Below are 18,947 nucleotides of genomic sequence, written 5' to 3'. Positions count from 1 at the left end.
TTTAACTATAACGACATAAAACACGGTAACTTTAACTATTCATCCGCAGATACATCGTAGGTTTTACTGATTATTTGAGATTCCTCAACAATTATCGGCCCTTGCCAACGTTGGTGAGTCATCGAAACCGCTAATACATAACGATCAGGTGGAATGGCGGTGGTATCTAAAGAGGTGGGATATTCCGTTTCATAGTTGTGGCTCCATACCTGATTATAACGACCATCAACATAGTCATAGACTGCTACATTGAGCTTTGGTAAGGGGCATGTTGGATTAAGTAACGCCTTTTTTTCAACTTGCCATTGATCTTTGGTTGCCCAGCGTACGGTTTGCTTGGCTTTTTCCTCACCAATCACCAGCCAAGAACTCCAAGAGGTTTGGTCTGCTGCGGTCACATCAATACGATACAGCCCCATAGGCATTCGGCTGTTGAGGTTGTAGCGTTTAATGTATTTTACCTGACCTTCTTCATCATTAAGTGGCTGCGAAATCAAAGAATCATCACTAGATAGAGACTTAACAATCCAGCGAGTCAATGACACATCCACCAATTCCTTGGTTGAGTTAACTTCAACCACTGCTCGGTAGGCGTCGCGTCCTGGACTTTGAATGTCAGAGCGTCGAACGGTCACTGACTTTAACCACAGAGGAAGCGCTTTAGTATCTAACCCTTTTCCGCAATCGGCTTCAAGGGACATTAAGAACAGTTCATTGAGGTGTGGCGTAAGGTTTTCGTTTTTTTCTAGCTGCCAGACTTCTACCAACGATGAAAACATCGCTGGTAAATTGCCGTTGAGCAAATTTTGGTGCGCTTGAGTTAAAGGCGTATTGCTTTCAAACCAAGGCACGTTTGCTGAAAAGCAAGGCGCACTGCTAACAAGCAGTGCCCCTAGAATAGAAACCGTTCGCTTCATTATGCTTTCATTTTGTAACCAACGCCGCGCAAGGTTTCGATCTCAAGCCCAGGAAGCTTTTGACGAAGTTGCAAAACGTGGGTATCAACAGTTCGAGTGGTCGGGAAATGATTATATCCCCATACGTGATCAAGCAGTTCATCACGAGTAAACACACGCCCTAAGTTGCTAGCTAAAAACAGCAGCAAGTCGAACTCGGTACGGGTTAAGGTAATGGACTCTTCTTTATAAAACACTTCTCGTGTAGATTTATCAATCACAAGGTGTTCAGTACGAACCTTGGAGTCATCTTCCATATCAAGTTCAGGTGCGCGAAGTTGTGCTCGAACACGGGCAAATAGCTCTGCTTCGGCAAATGGTTTAGTTAAGTAATCATTTGCGCCGGCATCAAGCCCCATGACTTTATCTTTCACTGTCACTAACGCAGTGAGCAAAATAACCGGTACGTCTTTAAGTTGTCGCCACTCTGGTAAATGTACAACTGAATCGCCATCGGGCAATTGACGGTCCAAAATGACAAGATCCGCTTTTTCCCAATGCTGAGCAACTTCAGCAATTGTTTCAGCGTGAAAACATTCATATCCCGCTTGTTCAAGGCTTACTAGTAAGCCATCCGCTAAGTTTTTATCATCTTCAACGAGAAGCAACGTCTGTTTCACAAGGTATCTCCAATATAAATGTTGTCGGTGGACCAATGAGGGACATTTTTCCGCCCATCCGACCAACCATTGATTCAACGATCGTTAAACCTAAACCAAGTCCACTTTTACTCACGAATGGCTTACGAACGTTTCGCCAATCTTTTTGAGTCAGTTCCCCTTGGTCGATCACTTTAACCGTGAGGTTTGTTTGTGTTGTTGTTACATCAATCGTAACGGGAGCAACGCCATATTTCATCGCATTGCGGATTAAATTATCGATACATGTACCTAACCAGTACACATTCAACTTAGCAGCAACATCTTGATTTATCTTAAATTCGATGTCACCTACAAATTCTTCTTCTACTTTAAATGCTAACCATTCTTCAACCGAGGGCACCCATTCCGTTGCCAAAGGTTTGTTGTCTGATTGCAAATAGTCCTTACTAGCTTCTGCAAGTTGTCTTAGTCGACGGGAATCTTCACATAAACGTCGAAACTCGTCGTATACCGATTCAGGAAGATGTTCGAACTCACGGCGAAACCCTTCCACGGTCAATGACAAACTTGCGATTGGCGTTCTCAACTCGTGAGTCAAGATTTGTAGGATTAACATACGGCTCCGCATTTCCTGCCGTTTGCTATTCCATCGATAAATTGACCAACCAATCACCAATAAGATGTTGGCGATAACCAACACAACCATACTGATTCTTAACAAATCAGAGTGGTCTTCTACGCCCCAGCATAAATTACCGCGCTGAATAAAACAGGTACTTGCCTCACTCTCTAGTTGATAACTTAGCCCTGCTTCATCTTTATTTGCTTGCCAAACGCTTTCCGGAAAAACGTAGTAACTGTCGTTTTTTCTTAACCAGAACTCATCATCTTCAAGGAACATACTTGAACCTGCGATTAACGAGTTCATTGATTCTTCACTCATGCGTTGCAGACGACCGAGTAACGAGTTTTCTGACGCTACCGGACGCTCTTTGACATGCATGTACTGCTGAAGTTCAATCGCCTTATCAGGATGAACTAAAACATAACGGTGCGCGTAAGAACCACCACCTGGGTGAATCAATGCGCTTCTTGCAAACCATCGTTGAGACAAAGTTGTCCCGTTACATATGGCGCGAGTGAAAACCAAAGGCTCTGTTACCAATGGGTTCAGAGGCAAGTTTCCAGTACAGTTCTGTGCAAGTTGATACAAGCGCTGAATATCTCGCAGTGGATATTCTGCCGTCTGCGGAAACATTGAACTCGGTTCGATAAGGCGCGTCGGGTAGTCCGATTGTAGCGCCCTGACATCATACGAAACGATGGCATTCGATGTATCAAACAAATCGATAAATAGATCAATTCTCTCCGGCAACGAATCCGCTCTTGCCAGCGAAGACACCAGTAGACTGCAAGTTATCAGGGTTCGTAATACTTTAGTAATCAATGTATTTATTCGTCATATCAGTAATTTATACAAAACTTGGCGCATTATGACAGAATGAGGTTTCTCAAATGTAATATAAATGTCAACAAGACCGTTCTCGAGATAAAAGAAGCCAGCATGATAGCATGCTGGCTCCATTTATAAACTAATCTTAAAGTTTATAGCGATTTAGAAATTGCGTCGACGCTATCTTTTGCATCCCCAAACAACATATGCGTATTTTCTTTAAAGAATAGTGGGTTTTGTACCCCCGCATAACCAGTGTTCATTGAACGTTTAAATACAATCACATTTTGTGCGTTCCAAACTTCTAACACAGGCATTCCAGCGATTGGGCTATTCGGGTCTTCTAAGGCCGCCGGGTTGACCGTATCGTTAGCTCCAATGACTAACACGGTATCGGTACTTGAGAAATCATCGTTGATCTCGTCCATCTCCAATACAATGTCATACGGGACTTTAGCTTCTGCTAACAATACATTCATGTGTCCAGGCAAACGACCAGCTACTGGGTGAATCCCGAAACGTACGTCAATCCCTTGAGAGCGAAGCTTTTCAGTAATCTCATAAACCGGGTATTGCGCCTGTGCAACCGCCATTCCGTATCCTGGCGTGATGATCACGGATTTAGAGTTTTTCAACATGTCAGCCACATCTTCCGCGCTGATTTCACGATGTTCACCCTGTTCCTCATCCCCTGAAATAGAAATTTCTTGGCCAAACCCGCCGGCAATAACACTAACAAACGAACGGTTCATCGCTTTACACATGATGTACGAAAGTATCGCACCAGAAGAGCCGACCAACGCACCAGTCACGATAAGCAGGTCATTAGCAAGCATGAAGCCCGCGGCTGCGGCAGCCCAACCTGAGTAAGAGTTCAGCATTGACACAACCACAGGCATATCTGCACCACCGATTGATGCAACCAAGTGATACCCAAAAGCAAATGCAATTAACGTCATCACAATCAAGGCAAACATGCTGCCCTCAGCACTGACAAAGTGGTACATCAACAACAGAGAAACCACAATCGCGAGAAGGTTCAATTTGTGCTTATGAGGAAGGTTAAGCGGAGATGAAGAAATCACCCCACGCAATTTTCCAAACGCAACAATGGATCCGGTAAACGTCACAGCACCAATAAACACGCCGAGGAAAACTTCAACTAAGTGAATCACATGTTCCGCGTGCATTCCGGCTAAGTCAGTTGAAACGGGTGCTGGCGGTTCTAAAAAGCTGTTGTACCCCACCAACACTGCGGCCATCCCGACAAAACTGTGCAAAACGGCCACCAACTCTGGCATTTCGGTCATTTCAACTTTTTTCGCGTAGTAGATACCGATGGAACCACCGATGATCATCGCTAGAATGATCCAACCAAACCCTTGTGCTGATGGAGAGAAGATCGTCGCGATCAGCGCAATGGTCATCCCTGCGATGCCGTAATAGTTACCGGACTTTGCGGATTCCTGTTTTGACAAACCCGCCAAGCTCAAAATAAAAAATAGCGCAGCAACAATATATGCCGCCTGTACTAATCCTGCAGACATTCGTTACTCCCTATTAATTTTTTCTAAACATTTCAAGCATACGTTTCGTGACAGTGAAGCCACCAAAAATGTTTATGCTTGCGATCAACACCGCGACAAAAGACAACACTGTGACTAATCCGTTGCCTTGACCAATCTGCAATAACGCGCCCACCACAATAATACCGGAAATGGCATTTGTTACCGACATTAACGGCGTATGCAGAGCATGAGTTACGTTCCACACAACGTAATAGCCGACAACACAGGCAAGAACAAACACCGTAAAGTGCGCAAGAAACGCAGATGGCGCGACAGACGCAACCCATGCAAATGCCCCAACAGCCACAACAAGCCCGGCTAATTTCTTAACTGGCGAAACTGGCTGCTCAATTTTTTGCTCAGGGACTGGCGCTGATTGTGGTTTGGCTTGTGGCTGCGCCGAAACTTGAATCGGCGGCGCAGGCCAAGTGACTTCACCGTCTTTCACCACCGTGACACCGCGTAACACCACATCGTCAAAATCAATATCAATGGTACCGTCTTTTTCTTTACACAGCAGTTTGAAAAGGTTAACTAAGTTTGTCGCGTATAACTGAGACGATTGGGTGGGAAGGCGACCAACCATATCTGTGTAACCAACCACTTTAACACCGTTGGGTGTCGTGATGACTTTATCAGCTTGAGTATATTCGCAGTTTCCCCCGTTTGCAGCCGCAAGATCAACGATGACACTCCCCGCTTTCATGCTGTCGACCATCTCTTTGGTGATAAGCTTCGGTGCGGGCTTACCAGGAATCAGAGCCGTGGTAACTATGATATCGACATCTTTTGCTTGCTGGGCATACAACTCAGCGGCTTTGCGGTTAAATTCATCAGACATTTCTTTGGCGTAGCCATCGCCAGAGCCTGCTGATTCTTGATAATCCAGCGTTAAAAATTCGGCGCCCATAGATTCAACTTGCTCTTTGACCTCAGGACGAACGTCAAAAGCACGAACAATAGCCCCTAAGCTACCTGCCGCTCCGATCGCTGCAAGACCAGCCACACCCGCACCTGCAACGAGCACCTTGGCTGGTGGAACCTTACCCGCGGCGGTAATTTGACCTGTGAAAAAACGGCCAAATTCGTGTGCCGCTTCAACCACCGCGCGATAACCCGCGATGTTGGCCATTGATGATAATGCATCTAACGCTTGTGCACGTGAAATTCGTGGCACGGCATCCATTGCCATGACATTAATTTTTTTGGTTGCCAGCGCTTCCATGAGTTTCGGGTTTTGCGCAGGCCAAATAAAACTGACTAATGTTGCGTCATCTTTGAGTAGTGCTATCTCTTCTTCTGAAGGCGCATTTACTTTGAAAATAATGTCACTTGCCCAGACTTCTTCCGTTGAAGCGATAGACGCCCCCGCTGTGACGAAAAGCGTATCGTCAAAACTGGCAAGAGAACCAGCACTTGACTCCACGACCACCTCAAACCCTAGTTTGATTAATTGCTCCACTGATTTAGGCGAAGCAGCCACCCGCGTTTCTCCCGCAAGTGTTTCTTTTGGCACACCAATTTGCATAGCTATTCCTTGACGATTGGCACAATGAATCACTTTTTTAACTAACCATTACCGCAACCGCAACCGCAAGCCCTTCACCGCATAAATACGAAATATCATTACTTATAACTTTAAAGTATGAATAAACATGCGCATATTCACGATTGTAAGACAAGACCAATCGTAATTCAGAGGTCAAACCAGTTGCTTATTTTTTCTTTCTAAACAATACATTAGATATAAAAAGAGCTATAAGCATAACGTCTTATAGCTCGATAAAATATGATAAGAATCAAGAAGCATTAGGATGTGCTAGAAAATTTTCCCACCCATTTGGTCGATAAACATTTGTGCCTTTTTCAGCATTAAATCATTAGCATCAGTTTTGGATGACAACACGTCAGAACGGATAAACTCGTGCGTCTTGAGCTCGCCTTCGACTTCTTTTGTTATTCTTCCCGCAATACGGTACTGCCCTCCCTCCGCAATGGCGGAAGGATAGATATGAAACCCTTTATATTCTTCTGGTTCTATTTTTTCTGGTTCGCTTTTGCTACCACCAAATAAACGCGAAAATAAACCCACTTCAACTCCTTAAATTACTTTGACCCAATGAGCGGCTTTTCATACCACTCTAATTCACTGTCTTCTTCAGCGTATTGGCTACCGTGTATCACTTCGATGCCGTCATCATCGCGATTTTTACGGCGATCATCAACGATCATTTCCGTCGCTGCCGCAATCGCCTTATCGACATGCTGCTTAAGGACGACAAGACGCTCTTCTGGTAACGCAGAGAGAAAATCGATGTCGTACCTAATATACACAGGTCTAACCCTATTTAATGCGAGGCATGCCAAATCAGACAGTTGTTCATGAGTAAAGCGCAGAACATAATCGTCACCAGCTAACACTTGCCCAACTAAAGTTTCCATATAATTGTGAACGTCAGAACCAATTTGCATACGCTTTTCCTTTGACTAACAATGAATAAACATCACAACCTTGTATTGAGTATAGGATTAAATTTGATGGAAAAACTAGCGACTGTTTTGCAAAATTTGCGCTAGCGAGTCCATATTCGGGGGTAGACTCCATTTTTCATACTCAAGTATGGTAAAAAGCTTGGAAATTCATTAAATCGCGTTATTCTTGTCTTCCTAACAAAATTATGAAAAGTTATTAAAGTCACGCCTAATACATGTCTTACTCAATAGTTACCTCATACTGGTTTCGACTCACATTTCCAATCTTGCTGCTTTGTCTAGTGACGCTGGGAATGAGTAACGTCATTATCGTGACTCAAGCCAATTTAGGATTTGCATCTAACCTGCCATTTGTCCTATTTGCTGCTGTTATCGCGCTTGGACATGCTTTTAAGCAAAGTCGTATCGCCATGATATCCACGGCTATGTTAGTGGCGTATTGGGTCATTCAGTGGCGACTCCAGGTCCCGCTCGCAACAGGCACCACTTTGCTTGAATTGGCGTTGCTTGCGTTTCTGTTCCCCATCGCGGCCATGTTAGTGTACTCGATGCGAGATACCAGCCTACTCTCAAAAACATACGTTGCGTTTTTAGTGACGCTGTCACTATTTTGCGGTTGGAGTTATCTGATTCTCGACTATTTTGCCGCTGGTGGCTTTACCAACGTCAATGAAACCTTTTTATATATCGAGCCCGTCATATCAAAACTGCCACTGATTCTTGTGCTCTATTTATGTGCGGTCATTGGTATCGCAGCGATTCTGCTCCTGAAACATAACCGTATTATCGATGCTGTTGCTTATAGCTCTTTAGTGCTAGCCAGTACAACATTTATCTTTTTTCATGTGCCCTATATTTCAGTCACGATGTTTTCTATTGCGGCGATCGTTCAGATTATTTATCTACTGTCAGCCAGTTATGAGCTTGCATTTAATGATCGATTAACCAATATTCCTGGGCGATTGGCGCTGGATTCAGACCTCAAGCACTTAGGGCGAAAATACGCTATCGCAATGGTTGATATCGATCATTTTAAAAACTTTAATGACTCTTATGGTCATGATACGGGAGATGACGTTCTTAAGCTGGTTGCAGCTAAGCTACAAGAAGTCGGAGGGAAAGCTCGCGTATATCGTTATGGCGGGGAAGAGTTCACGATTTTATTTAAGGGCAAAACAGTGAAAGAGGCAAAACCTCACCTAGAAACGTTAAGAGAAAACATCGCGGGTTATGAAATGACGCTACGTGATACCAATGCTCGCCCTAAAAACAATCGACAAGGCACCCGCCGCAGAGGTAAAAACGCTAACAATCAAACGGTAAATGTTACCGTGAGCATTGGTGTTTGCGATAATCGCAAAATAAATAAAGTCGAAGACGTGATTAAAGGCGCCGACCGCGCCTTATATAAGGCCAAAGATGGGGGACGAAATCAGGTTGCTGGCAATTAGTCTTGATTGAAAAATAAGACGATACTCCCCCCTTTGATCGCACTGCCGTAATTAATACTTAACCCCAAACCGATGTTATCAATCCAACGATGCAAAAATGGCGAATCCATTAGCCAACCAAACGAAGATTCATAATAATAATTCGTCCCAAAGGGTTGGCTCGGGTCTCCTCCTATATCAACTCGGCGTAACGTTCCATACAGTGAGTGAACTGACCCACTCCACTCTTTTAAGTGATACATAGCCTCAACACCGTTAGACAAATACCAGCCTTCAGGGTTACCAACATCGCCATCACTGGCATTCCCCCAACCAAACCCGTAGAAGTAATGCGCGGTACTGTTAAGGTTCCATTCCCCCCAAGTTTCATTGGCTTGGTATTTGATTTTAATCGTTGGTTCCAACGTTATCGCGTAGGCATCTGTATTATAGATAACGCCATCTAGAATCGGTTTAACTAAACGCCGAGACAACTCACTTCGGTACTCGTGGTGATTACGATAATATTGAAGATGCGCGGCAAGCCCCGGCGTCAATGACCAGTGTGAATCCGCCTGGTAGCGTAATTGATAGCCACTCATAGCGCCTACTATTAGTTGATCTTGTTTATCACGTTGAGGATGTTGGCGAATACGCACCGAATTATCACCAGATAGAAGCGAAAAGCGCGTGGTGATCTGGTGTTGAATTTGATTACTGCGATCATTGAGTTCAAATGTGTAGGGTAACGAAGTTACCGCCAATTGCTGACGAAGTTGTAACGCTTCTTCTGAGCCAATGTTGTCATTATGAATGTTAAACAATTCGTTCGGGTCGAAGTCATGTAAACCGAAACTCAGAACTTCACTATCTGAAAGGATAATCCCCGTTGACAACGCCCGCTCAAGATATTTTTCTGCAGGCGGATAAGACGCAGCCACTGCCGGAGCAACAATGATGAACTCAACGATAAGTACGCTTTTCACCCCTAATCGCACTAACTTAACCTAACTAATCGATTGAACCTGTCTATTGGTTAACAATTAAACGTGAAATAACCAAGCGCTTTATTCGCCATCGAGTGAAAGGTCACCAAGATGATACAGTTTTTTGTATTTTCACGCTATTTGGCGATGGCGCACAAACTATTACGTGACAACGTAACTCAATCAACAAATAGCGATGATAAATAATTTATAGTGTTCATATTGAGCGAAATTGAGTACAGACCCGAAAAAGCTTTATACAATAAACAATATGCTAAAAAAGGCTTGAATAGCAGTTGACTTTCAACACGTTTTTTTTAGCATATCGGCTCAATTTACTATGAGAATTATCAGATGACTGACTCAAATAATCCTGAACAAATGGATACTACTCTTGACCAACTATCAGCCGAACTTCGTCAAGTGGTTGAGTTCGATGATGTGCCAGAGTCCATGTACAATATGGTTGCTTCCATTCACGAAGTAACAGAAGAGTCGGTTCGTGAAGCTTGGGATTCCCTTCCAGCAAGCGCTCAGAATATCGTGGATAGCTTCGAGCAGTTTCATGCTCTTATTTCCGTGAGCCAATCTTTTGCCGGCATCAATGTGATGGAGGAATTTCCAAATTTGAATTTGCCAGAATCAATGTCTGACGATGAAAAAGAACAGTATCGCGCAGAGCTACTTGATAAAGTACTGCATGATTGTATTAAAGACATGGTTAAGCAAATCAAAAAAGCGCGCCGCGACCCATTACTGAAGAAAGACTTTCGCGACGTGTTTGCGAGATAATCCCGCAGACCATTCCGTCATAGTCAATATAACGACGATCAAAAGCCGCATCATGGGCGGCTTTTTTCATGGAGCAGACTAATATCTTGTTGCGATATGCTCACACCTTTGATCTGAGCAAAGACAAGATCGCCCTTATTAAGGACGAGATCATCAACAGCCCATCTCGTTAACCTCGCCCATAAATAACTCTTAGGCGCTAATTCAACCTTAACCGCGACGCTCTGGTTATCTTCAGCGGATTCCATCGCCTCAATCTCTAGTACCGTTGCAGGGAGCACATTTCGAATGGACGTTTGGTTGGGCTTCGATTTGGTTAATGACACATCATTAGCACGAATTTGTACTCGAACAGATGATTGCAGCGGCATATTTATATGCTGAATCCACAGTGACACACCGTCGCTGATCATCACTTTACTCAGCGCGTATTTTTCCCATTGCTCAACTAAGGTGCCGTCAAACAATGAGCTCTGTTCTGAGTAAGATTGCCAAGGCCTCATCGCAGCAGACGCCCATACGTCTTCCAAGCGTCCATTGACAGCAACCTTGCCATTATCAATAACAACAAGGTGCGAGGCTAAGCGTAGAACCTCATCAAGACTATGTGATACGTAGATGATTGGTAATTCGACCCGTTCAGCGAGTTGCTCTAAAAACGGAAGCACTTCACGTTTGCGAGGTAAATCTAATGACGCCAGCGGTTCGTCCATCAGTAGAATATCAGGTTTACTCAACAACGCTCGCCCAATGGCAACGCGCTGTTTCTCGCCTCCCGAGAGTTGATGTGGGTACCGTGAAAGTAAAGGCTCTATCGCAAGCAAGGATATCACCTGCTTAAAATACTCTTCGTCTTTTTGTCTTACTCCGTAGAGTAAGTTTCCTTTGACACTGTAATGAGGAAACAGTCGAGCCTCTTGAAATACATAGCCTATTTTACGCTGATTAACGGGCAAGTTGACCCGTTCTTGACGGCTAAACAGTGTACGCTCTTTAAATACAATGTGACCAGAGTCTGGGCGTATAAGCCCGGCTAATACATTGATGATAGACGTCTTTCCTGCGCCAGAGCGTCCGAAAATCGCAGTGACACCACGGCCAGGTATCGTCAGGTCAACATCGATGTAAGTATCACCTAATTGCTTCGTAAAGCAGACAGCGAGTTGATTCATCGGGTCACTCCTAACCTGCTGGTCATGCGGCGTGAAATCCACTCAGAGGTCATCAAAGACCCTAGAGCGATAACAATGGAAATCACGCACAACCGCGCAGCCTGCGCCTCTGCGCCTGGCGTTTCGATGAAGCTGTACATCGCCAAAGGGATGGTTTGCGTTTCTCCAGGAATATTCGAGACAAAAGTAATGGTGGCACCAAACTCACCCAGAGAACGAGCGAATGATAACATCGCCCCGGTAATCAAACCGGGGATCGTCAATGGTAATGTGATGGTAAAAAACACCTTCACATTTGATGCACCAAGTGTTTGAGCGGCCTGCTCTAGTTTTACGTCCACATTTTCTAGGCTCAAACGAATGGAACGTACCATCAAAGGTAAAGAGACAACAACACATGCGATCACTGCCCCTTTCCAGCTAAAACTGAAAACTAATCCAAACTGTTCATACAGCCATTTGCCTATAATGCCCTGCCTGCCCATTGTCACCAGTAATAAATAGCCGATGACAACCGGAGGCATAACAAGCGGTAGATGAATAATACTGTCCAACAAACTCTTGCCAACAAACTGAGTTCTGGCCAATATCCACGCTAATATCAACCCCAAGGGAAGCAGCCATACAAGTGCGAACAACGCAACTTTAAGGCTGATAATAACGGCTTGGTATTCGTAATCAGTAATTAAATCCACGTTAAAACTCAGTTAAATCCGTAGCTGGCGAGTACTTCGCGCGCTTTTGGGGTATTTAAAAATTCTTTAAAGGCGTTCGAGGCATCTTTATCATTTAACGTCGCCATTGGATAACGAATTGGAGTATGTAATTGGTCATCAAACTCAGTCACGACGCCAACATTTTTCGATTGCATCGCATCGGTTTTATAGACAATGCCGAGCTTTGACTCACCGCGTTCTACCAATGCAAGCGCGATGCGCACATTATTGGTTGGTGCCGTGTGCTTTTGGACTTCAGCCCATACGTTCAGCGCTTCCAATGTTTCTTTACCATAAATGCCGGCGGGAACCGCTTGAGTGTTACCAATAGCCAAACGCGTTCCCTCTAAAGCCGAAACCCAGGCATTAGCATCCTCGAAATCAAACGCTTTCTCTTCGCCTTTTGGGGAAATGAGCACCAATTTATTGGTGGCCAGTAATCCAACATGCTCAGGTTCGATGATCGTTTTATCTTCTAGATATTTGACCCACTTTTCATTTGCTGAAATGTAAATATCAGCAGGTGCGCCATTTTCAATTTGACGAGCGAGGGAAGACGAACTGGCGTAAACCGGTACGATATGGGTATCTGGATACTGAGCTTCAAATTGCTCTGCCAGTTCGCCAACCGCATTTGTCATTGAAGAAGCAGCGTATACGTTGAGATCAGCGGCGAACGCTGACATAGAACTCATTGCGATAGCAATAACAAGGCTGTGTTTGATCATGGTAAATCCATTTGTGGTTGAGTGGGCCAAATAAGACTCAGATCGAGGAATTCTTCAATCGCATCGGCAATTTGATTAATGGCGCGTTCTTGAATCTCGTGATGGGATTGATTACTAATATCACAATGCCCAAGCCATTGACAAATCAAATGAAAAGCGTCGCTGTTATCAAACAAACCATGTAAATAAGTCCCAAAGACCTGATTATTGCTATCAATCGCACCATCCAATCGTCCATTTTGTAACTCAATCGGAGGCATGTTTGTCTCATTGATGCAGGTTTGACCGACATGAATTTCATAGCCACTTACATCAACCGTTTGCTGGTTTAAAGTAAGTCGCCCATCAACATTGGTTAACGCCTTCTCTTGAGTCAAAACCGTTTCGAGATTGAGCAGGCCAAGGCCTTGTGAGCTTCCAGCACTTCCTTCCACCCCATCAGGATCGGAAATAACGCTTCCGAGTATTTGATACCCGCCACAGATACCAATAACCTTCCCACCATAACGTAGGTGACGGAAAATATCCTGATCCCAACCTTGCTCACGGAGAAACGCTAAGTCAGCGCGAACAGATTTAGTGCCAGGTAAGATGACGACATCAGCATGATCAATACGCTCGCCTTTACGTACATATCGAAAATTGATGTCTGGGTTATGGCGAAACACATCAAAGTCGGTGTGATTACTGATACGCGTTAATACAGGGACGACAACGTTTAATTTGCTTTCCCCTTGCAGCGTCTGCTCTGACGTAATCGCATCTTCTGCTTCAAGCTGGAAACCATGCAAGTAGGGCAATACCCCAAGCACGGGTTTGCCCGTCTTTTGTTCTAACCAATCTAATCCAGGTTGTAAAATGGTCACATCGCCGCGAAAACGGTTTATCACAAAGCCCCGCACCCGCTTTTGTTCTGATTCGGACAACAACGCCAACGTCCCATAAAGATGGGCAAAAACGCCGCCACGGTCGATATCAGCGACAATAATCACTGGGACATCTGCTGCCTCGGCAAACCCCATGTTCGCGATGTCGTTATCTCGCAGGTTAATTTCAGCAGGGCTCCCCGCGCCTTCTATCATCACACACGTATAGTCACGGCTGAGTTGATTAAAGGACTCAAGCACTGAAGGGAGCACCACCTGTTTATAGCCGTGATATCCCCAAGCCCCCATATTAGCGACCGCTTTACCTTGTACAATCACTTGGGCCCCAGTATCCGAATTCGGTTTAAGCAATACTGGATTCATGTGTATCGTCGGCTTTATTCCACAAGCCTGAGCCTGAACAGCCTGAGCACGCCCTATTTCTCCACCATCTTCCGTGACAGCGCTATTTAAAGCCATATTTTGTGGTTTAAAAGGCGCGACGTTAACGCCTTGTCTTTGAAGCACTCGGCACAACCCTGCCACCAAAGCGCTTTTGCCTGCGTCGGATGTCGTCCCTTGCACCATCAAATGGGTCGGCTGAAGCGTCATAAAATTCTCGAATCAATAGTTGATACGCTATCATACTCCTTCTTTATCGCTATCCTCAATAAAATGAACAGGATATGAATAGTAGGCTCATCAAAGGTTCAAGCCCAAGTTGGTTTAATAACACTCGCAAATCAAGAGAAAGTTATTAAGCAAAACAAGAGAGAGACAAGCGATGAAAAAACTATTTGTTGGCGTAGTTACTGTATCAATGACGTTACTTCCTGCACTCGCTTTAGCTGATGACAAGCAACAGCAAGTTAACCGTGGCATCCAATATAACGGAGATATGCAAGTTGAACGCTTATCTGATTTAGTCAGTGAAGCCCCGAATCATATAGAGCGAGATGTGATTGTGGAAGGCATTTTAGTCAGACGGATTAGCGATGAACGTTTTGTCTTTTCTGACGGAAAAGATCAAATTGAAGTCGAACTGGATGACGACATTCATTTAGATCAACCTATCGATAATAAGACCAAGGTTCGATTGTTTGGTGAATATGAAAACGAACATCAGCCTGAAATTGAGGTCGACCACATACAAATCATATAAAAACTTCGCAAAACCGCGCAACGAAAGTTAATATATGGCTTGCTATTTGCAAGCCTTTTTTATTATTTAAACCCGTTGTTATCGGAGTCGATTTTGAAAAGAACACTCGTTGCAGGTCTTCTCGCGTTCAGTTTTCTACCCAGTGCCTATGCGAACAATTTTAATTACAACTATTTCGAAGTAAGAACTGCTGTCAGTCCCGAGACCACAGGACTTGAGTTGAGTACCTATTTAACCGATAACTCACACCTTTTGGCTCGAGTCGATAGTGGCTTTAATGGTTATTATGATCTTGCGGCTGGTATCGGCTTTAATGGCCCGGTCACCGATTTTGCGGATGTGTTCGGCCAATTTATCTTTCATGGTATCCGCTATTCCGATGAAGAAGACAATAAAGACGATGAAACCAAAAAAGAGATGAATATCGGCGTTCGACTGTGGTTAACCAATCAAATCGAGGCGGAAGTGTTGGCTGGGACGAATGATGATAACTCAGTGTTCCGTGCGGGCGCTCGATTCCACTCAACGGATCAATTAACCATTGCGGCACAAGCGCGCAATGATGGTACGCTCGGCCCGCAAATTGTTATGTCGGTACGTTTCCAGTTTTAATCTGTTCACTGAAAGCCTCTATCGAGGCTTTTATCTCACCACTAATTTCCTTGGTATTAACTCAATCCCCGACTGATACCGTTTCGCGGCCGCATTCAGCGCATGCTCTAAGGCACTTTCGGCAATAATCTCAAACTGTTGTGGAAGTGAGTTGATTTTGATCGGGAGAAAATCGAGCAACCGGTTATCACCAAATGTACCGAGCCGAATCTTATTGGTTAACTCAGGGTATTGAATCAACACATCCAGCACACCTTCAAGTAAGGTATACGACGTGGTGACAATTGCTTGAGGCAGTACTTTTCCGTCTACCCAGCTTTTGAATATTCGGCGCCCTTCTTCACGATGAAAGTGATGGCCATAGTCAACCTGTAAGCTGCCTTTGGCTTCCTTAACTGCTGATTCAAAACCAAGCTGGCGCTCACGTGACACGTTAAGCTCAGGGAGCGCACCAATCAATCCATAGCTGACGACATCTTTAGTCGTTAATGACTGTGTTAATTCGTACGCGCCACTAAAATCTTCGCTGATAATGCATGAAAAGTGTTCGTCATCTAGCGGGCGGTCTATAGCGATAACTGGCGTACCTTGTTGCTGCAGTGATAGATAAAAGCTATTCGCATCTAAAATACAACTTGCGACAAACAATGCGTCGATTCGTCGGCTTAGTAGTGCATCAACCACACTTTTTTCCGTGTCCGGGTTGTCATCTGAACATCCGATAAGAATCTGATAACCCGCAGTCCGAGAGTGCTGTTCGAGGAGCTTTGCCAAACGTGCATAACTGGTGTTTTCTAGGTCAGGAATAATCAAACCAAATGAACGACTGCTACCTGCACGTAAAGAACTCGCCGCTAAATCAGGGCGATAGTTGTACTCCTCAACCACAGCCATCACTTTTAGCTGAGTCTTCTCGCTGATGCGGTATTTCTGTGATTTGCCGTTGATCACATAACTCGCTGTAGTCTTAGACACGCCGGCTAAACGTGCAATTTCATCTAGTGTCATATCTCCACCATCAATATGTGCTGTCGATCAAATATCCCTAACTTTGATCATTGATTTGTTTGCATTATAAGCTGAAACGTTTCAGCATTGAAAGCTGAAAGGGTTCAGCAAAATGAGACTTATAAAGCAGATTGAGATATTTGCTCTAAACTTACAGCAATAGGATGAGTAATTTTCCTTTTGCTGAATTTTTTAAACTTTAGCTGAAACGATTCAGCTAGCATCAAATAATAAAATTATCGATGGCATCATCGTTAGCACATGAAGAGGCACTTATGCTCCAGTTAACTACGCAAGACATCACACTCAACCAATCGTATCAATCCAAGCAAGATGCGATTCGCTCTTTAGCTTCACAACTCGCGAATAAGGGTTTAGTTAAAGAGGGTTATGTGGAAGGCATGCTTAACCGTGAACAACAAAACTCAACGTTTCTCGGAAGCGGTATTGCGATTCCACACGGCACTACCGACACTCGTGACCAAGTCAATGAGACCGGTGTGACTGTACAGCATTTCCCAGAAGGCGTTAATTGGGGCGATGGAAATATTGCTTACTTAGCCATTGGTATCGCAGCAAAATCAGACGAGCACTTGGGCATTTTGAAGCAACTGACCAAAGTGCTGTCTGCTGATGGTGTTGAAGACAAGCTAAAGCAAGCAACCAATGCCGAAGATATTATTGCCCTACTCAACGGCGATGTTCAGTTCGAATGTGATTTTGATGCTTCATTGATTCAACTAGACTTTCCAGCCAGCGATATGGTGCAAATGGCCGCCGTTGCCGGAGGCCTATTAAAAAATACCGGCTGTTGTGAAGCGGAATACGTCGGTGACCTTGTCACAAAACAGCCCACCCATGTTGGCAATGGCCTCTGGGTTGTTAGCTCAAATAAGTCTGTGAAACGTACAGCAATGTCGTTCGTTACCACAGCAAACCACTGTGAATACGAAAACCTACCTGTGAAAGGTTTAGTTGCGTTTGCTGCGTGTAACAATGCGCACCAAAAGACGCTGGCGATATTGAACCAAATTATTTTTGATGGCCAGCAAGCCAAGCTGCTTAACGCTTCGGTAGAAAACCTGATTGCTCAATTTACTGGCGAAGAAATCGCGACGACCCATTCAGATAACGCCGAGCAAAGTGATAACAATACTGCTGTATTTAAAATTAAAAATGCCCACGGTTTACATGCCCGCCCTGGAGCGATGCTAGTTGCAGAAGCGAAAAAATTTGATAGCACAATTAAAGTGTCAAACCTTGATGGTGACGGAAAAACGGTTAATGCAAAAAGCTTAATGAAAGTGATTGCGCTTGGCGTTAAGCATGGACATCAATTGCAGTTCACCGCGGAAGGTGCGGACGCAGAGCAAGCTCTCGCTGCTATTGGCGCTGCTATCGAGTCAGGCCTAGGTGAAGCTTAAGGAGCCGAAGATGACCAATAAAGTCGTAACGATCACGCTAAACCCGGCATTGGATCTCACCGGCAGTGTCGACACGTTAAATGTTGGCTCAATTAGCTTAGTGAACCACAGCTCACTGCATGCCGCGGGTAAAGGCGTCAACGTTGCTAAAGTGCTCTCTGAGCTTGGAGCAGAGGTGACAGTAACGGGATTTCTTGGCGCAGATAACCAAGAGATGTTTAGTCAACTGTTTAGCGATATGGGCGCCAATGATCAGTTTATTCGTGTTCAAGGCTCAACACGAATCAATGTGAAATTGGTGGAGGCGTCGGGTGACGTCAGCGACATTAATTTCCCAGGTATTCATATCGATCAATCTTCAATCCAAGCATTTGAAGCGAAATTGGATGAGCTGTGCCAGCAACATGAATTTTTTGTCTTTGCCGGCAGTCTTCCTCGAGGCGTTTCACCTGAGCTATGTGCCCAGTGGATTGAGCATCTGCATAAGCAAGGTAAAAAAGTGCTTTTCGACAGCAGTCGCCAAGCTCTAGCCGCAGGCATTGACGCGAAGCCTTGGTTAATTAAGCCCAATGATGAAGAGCTCTCTGATTTTGTGGGTAAGAAACTCACCACGCCAGAAGAGTGCCAATCCGCCGCTCAGACACTCGCCGACAAAGGCATCGATAATATCGTTGTATCCATGGGAGCTGATGGCGTTATGTGGCTTAATCAAGATCAATGGTATCGAGCCCAACCTCCCCGCATGGAGGTAGTGAGTACCGTTGGCGCCGGAGACACTTTGGTTGCCGGTCTATGTTGGGGGCACATGCAGCAGCTCCCGAAACCCGAATTATTGTCATTTGCTACCGCTTTATCTGCGCTCGCTGTTACGCAAGTCGGAGTCGGTATTAATGACATTAACGAAGTGCGAACCCTACAAAAACAAACCACAGTGGAACAACTTTCTTAACAAGAAAGCCAATAAAGACAAAGGTTAATA

19 protein-coding genes are annotated in these 18,947 nt (G+C 44.6%); 6 read left to right on the top strand and 13 right to left on the bottom strand.

What is annotated here, in order from left to right:
- Positions 1-35: 35 nt before the first annotated feature.
- The 7 genes from ACFFUV_RS17770 to ACFFUV_RS17740 form a co-directional block, all read right to left on the bottom strand.
- A complete protein-coding gene (locus ACFFUV_RS17770; RefSeq protein WP_390195332.1) occupies positions 36-917 on the bottom strand; it encodes a DUF2861 family protein in 882 nt (293 codons plus the stop codon).
- Positions 917-1,576, bottom strand: coding sequence for a response regulator transcription factor VxrB (gene vxrB, locus ACFFUV_RS17765; protein WP_390195330.1), 660 nt, complete (start codon positions 1,574-1,576; stop codon positions 917-919). Before vxrB ends, ACFFUV_RS17770 begins: the two co-directional genes overlap by 1 nt.
- Positions 1,551-3,005 carry a sensor histidine kinase VxrA gene (vxrA, locus tag ACFFUV_RS17760; protein WP_390195328.1) on the bottom strand — a complete coding sequence of 485 codons (1,455 nt, stop codon included), beginning with the start codon at positions 3,003-3,005 and terminating at the stop codon, positions 1,551-1,553. The genes vxrB and vxrA overlap by 26 nt, the downstream gene beginning before the upstream one ends.
- A gap of 158 nt (positions 3,006-3,163) precedes the next feature.
- Positions 3,164-4,558, bottom strand: coding sequence for a Re/Si-specific NAD(P)(+) transhydrogenase subunit beta (gene pntB / locus ACFFUV_RS17755; RefSeq protein WP_390195325.1), 1,395 nt, complete (start codon positions 4,556-4,558; stop codon positions 3,164-3,166).
- 13 nt (positions 4,559-4,571) lie between these two features.
- Positions 4,572-6,107, bottom strand: a complete 1,536-nt coding sequence (gene pntA, locus ACFFUV_RS17750) for a Re/Si-specific NAD(P)(+) transhydrogenase subunit alpha (protein WP_390195323.1) — start codon at positions 6,105-6,107, stop codon at positions 4,572-4,574.
- A 291-nt stretch (positions 6,108-6,398) separates the two neighbouring features.
- A complete protein-coding gene (locus ACFFUV_RS17745; protein ID WP_390195321.1) occupies positions 6,399-6,671 on the bottom strand; it encodes an HlyU family transcriptional regulator in 273 nt (90 codons plus the stop codon).
- Between the two features lie 14 nt (positions 6,672-6,685).
- Positions 6,686-7,051, bottom strand: coding sequence for a late competence development ComFB family protein (locus ACFFUV_RS17740; RefSeq protein ID WP_390195319.1), 366 nt, complete (start codon positions 7,049-7,051; stop codon positions 6,686-6,688).
- Positions 7,052-7,287: 236 nt separating this feature from the next.
- Between ACFFUV_RS17740 and ACFFUV_RS17735 the strand changes: the two genes are divergently transcribed.
- Positions 7,288-8,523: a GGDEF domain-containing protein gene (locus ACFFUV_RS17735; protein WP_390195317.1), complete on the top strand. Its 1,236-nt coding sequence runs from the start codon at positions 7,288-7,290 to the stop codon at positions 8,521-8,523.
- Here the strand turns inward: ACFFUV_RS17735 and ACFFUV_RS17730 are convergent.
- A complete protein-coding gene (locus ACFFUV_RS17730) occupies positions 8,520-9,488 on the bottom strand; it encodes a Solitary outer membrane autotransporter beta-barrel domain (protein WP_390195315.1) in 969 nt (322 codons plus the stop codon). The genes ACFFUV_RS17735 and ACFFUV_RS17730 overlap by 4 nt on opposite strands.
- Positions 9,489-9,842: 354 nt before the next feature.
- On the opposite strand from ACFFUV_RS17730, the gene ACFFUV_RS17725 reads away from it, so the two are divergent.
- The gene (locus ACFFUV_RS17725; RefSeq protein WP_390195313.1) at positions 9,843-10,280 is read left to right on the top strand and encodes a DUF3069 domain-containing protein; all 438 of its coding nucleotides are present in this window, start codon (positions 9,843-9,845) and stop codon (positions 10,278-10,280) included.
- A gap of 50 nt (positions 10,281-10,330) precedes the next feature.
- On the opposite strand, the gene modC is transcribed toward ACFFUV_RS17725, so the two are convergent.
- The 4 genes from modC to ACFFUV_RS17705 are packed head-to-tail and all read right to left on the bottom strand — an operon-like array spanning position 10,331 to position 14,374.
- Positions 10,331-11,452, bottom strand: a complete 1,122-nt coding sequence (modC, locus tag ACFFUV_RS17720; protein WP_390195311.1) for a molybdenum ABC transporter ATP-binding protein ModC — start codon at positions 11,450-11,452, stop codon at positions 10,331-10,333.
- On the bottom strand, positions 11,449-12,138 hold the full coding sequence (modB, locus tag ACFFUV_RS17715; RefSeq protein WP_390195546.1) for a molybdate ABC transporter permease subunit: 690 nt from the start codon (positions 12,136-12,138) through the stop codon (positions 11,449-11,451). Before modB ends, modC begins: the two co-directional genes overlap by 4 nt.
- A gap of 17 nt (positions 12,139-12,155) precedes the next feature.
- On the bottom strand, positions 12,156-12,896 hold the full coding sequence (gene modA / locus ACFFUV_RS17710; RefSeq protein WP_390195309.1) for a molybdate ABC transporter substrate-binding protein: 741 nt from the start codon (positions 12,894-12,896) through the stop codon (positions 12,156-12,158).
- Positions 12,893-14,374 carry a cobyric acid synthase gene (locus ACFFUV_RS17705; protein WP_390195307.1) on the bottom strand — a complete coding sequence of 494 codons (1,482 nt, stop codon included), beginning with the start codon at positions 14,372-14,374 and terminating at the stop codon, positions 12,893-12,895. The genes modA and ACFFUV_RS17705 overlap by 4 nt, the downstream gene beginning before the upstream one ends.
- Positions 14,375-14,546: 172 nt before the next feature.
- Here ACFFUV_RS17705 and ACFFUV_RS17700 point away from each other — a divergent pair, with 172 nt between their 5' ends.
- Positions 14,547-14,924 (top strand): YgiW/YdeI family stress tolerance OB fold protein, encoded by a 378-nt coding sequence (locus ACFFUV_RS17700; protein WP_390195305.1) that lies wholly within the window; start codon positions 14,547-14,549, stop codon positions 14,922-14,924.
- 90 nt (positions 14,925-15,014) lie between these two features.
- Positions 15,015-15,536, top strand: a complete 522-nt coding sequence (locus tag ACFFUV_RS17695) for a hypothetical protein (protein WP_390195542.1) — start codon at positions 15,015-15,017, stop codon at positions 15,534-15,536.
- Positions 15,537-15,566: 30 nt separating this feature from the next.
- Here ACFFUV_RS17695 and cra read toward each other — a convergent pair whose 3' ends face one another.
- On the bottom strand, positions 15,567-16,544 hold the full coding sequence (gene cra, locus ACFFUV_RS17690; RefSeq protein WP_390195303.1) for a catabolite repressor/activator: 978 nt from the start codon (positions 16,542-16,544) through the stop codon (positions 15,567-15,569).
- Positions 16,545-16,819: 275 nt separating this feature from the next.
- Between cra and fruB the strand changes: the two genes are divergently transcribed.
- Both fruB and pfkB read left to right on the top strand, forming a co-directional pair.
- Positions 16,820-17,968 (top strand): fused PTS fructose transporter subunit IIA/HPr protein, encoded by a 1,149-nt coding sequence (gene fruB / locus ACFFUV_RS17685; RefSeq protein WP_390195301.1) that lies wholly within the window; start codon positions 16,820-16,822, stop codon positions 17,966-17,968.
- Positions 17,969-17,978: 10 nt separating this feature from the next.
- A complete protein-coding gene (gene pfkB, locus ACFFUV_RS17680) occupies positions 17,979-18,917 on the top strand; it encodes a 1-phosphofructokinase (RefSeq protein WP_390195299.1) in 939 nt (312 codons plus the stop codon).
- Positions 18,918-18,947: the final 30 nt, after the last annotated feature.

The organism is Vibrio olivae, from assembly GCF_042428525.1.
GTDB lineage: Bacteria > Pseudomonadota > Gammaproteobacteria > Enterobacterales > Vibrionaceae > Vibrio > Vibrio olivae.
The sequence above is the reverse complement of the archived record's forward strand: the minus strand, read 5'-3'. Positions and strand labels throughout refer to the sequence as shown.

What these genes read in the sequence shown, in the direction of transcription:
- ACFFUV_RS17770 (WP_390195332.1), bottom strand. Translation starts at nt 917, where the DNA reads ATGAAGCGAACGGTTTCTATTCTAGGGGCACTGCTTGTTAGCAGTGCG.
- pntB (WP_390195325.1), bottom strand. Translation starts at nt 4,558, where the DNA reads ATGTCTGCAGGATTAGTACAGGCGGCATATATTGTTGCTGCGCTATTT.
- pntA (WP_390195323.1), bottom strand. Translation starts at nt 6,107, where the DNA reads ATGCAAATTGGTGTGCCAAAAGAAACACTTGCGGGAGAAACGCGGGTG.
- ACFFUV_RS17740 (WP_390195319.1), bottom strand. Translation starts at nt 7,051, where the DNA reads ATGCAAATTGGTTCTGACGTTCACAATTATATGGAAACTTTAGTTGGG.
- ACFFUV_RS17735 (WP_390195317.1), top strand. Translation starts at nt 7,288, where the DNA reads ATGTCTTACTCAATAGTTACCTCATACTGGTTTCGACTCACATTTCCA.
- ACFFUV_RS17725 (WP_390195313.1), top strand. Translation starts at nt 9,843, where the DNA reads ATGACTGACTCAAATAATCCTGAACAAATGGATACTACTCTTGACCAA.
- modC (WP_390195311.1), bottom strand. Translation starts at nt 11,452, where the DNA reads ATGAATCAACTCGCTGTCTGCTTTACGAAGCAATTAGGTGATACTTAC.
- modA (WP_390195309.1), bottom strand. Translation starts at nt 12,896, where the DNA reads ATGATCAAACACAGCCTTGTTATTGCTATCGCAATGAGTTCTATGTCA.
- ACFFUV_RS17705 (WP_390195307.1), bottom strand. Translation starts at nt 14,374, where the DNA reads ATGACGCTTCAGCCGACCCATTTGATGGTGCAAGGGACGACATCCGAC.
- ACFFUV_RS17700 (WP_390195305.1), top strand. Translation starts at nt 14,547, where the DNA reads ATGAAAAAACTATTTGTTGGCGTAGTTACTGTATCAATGACGTTACTT.
- cra (WP_390195303.1), bottom strand. Translation starts at nt 16,544, where the DNA reads ATGACACTAGATGAAATTGCACGTTTAGCCGGCGTGTCTAAGACTACA.
- fruB (WP_390195301.1), top strand. Translation starts at nt 16,820, where the DNA reads ATGCTCCAGTTAACTACGCAAGACATCACACTCAACCAATCGTATCAA.
- pfkB (WP_390195299.1), top strand. Translation starts at nt 17,979, where the DNA reads ATGACCAATAAAGTCGTAACGATCACGCTAAACCCGGCATTGGATCTC.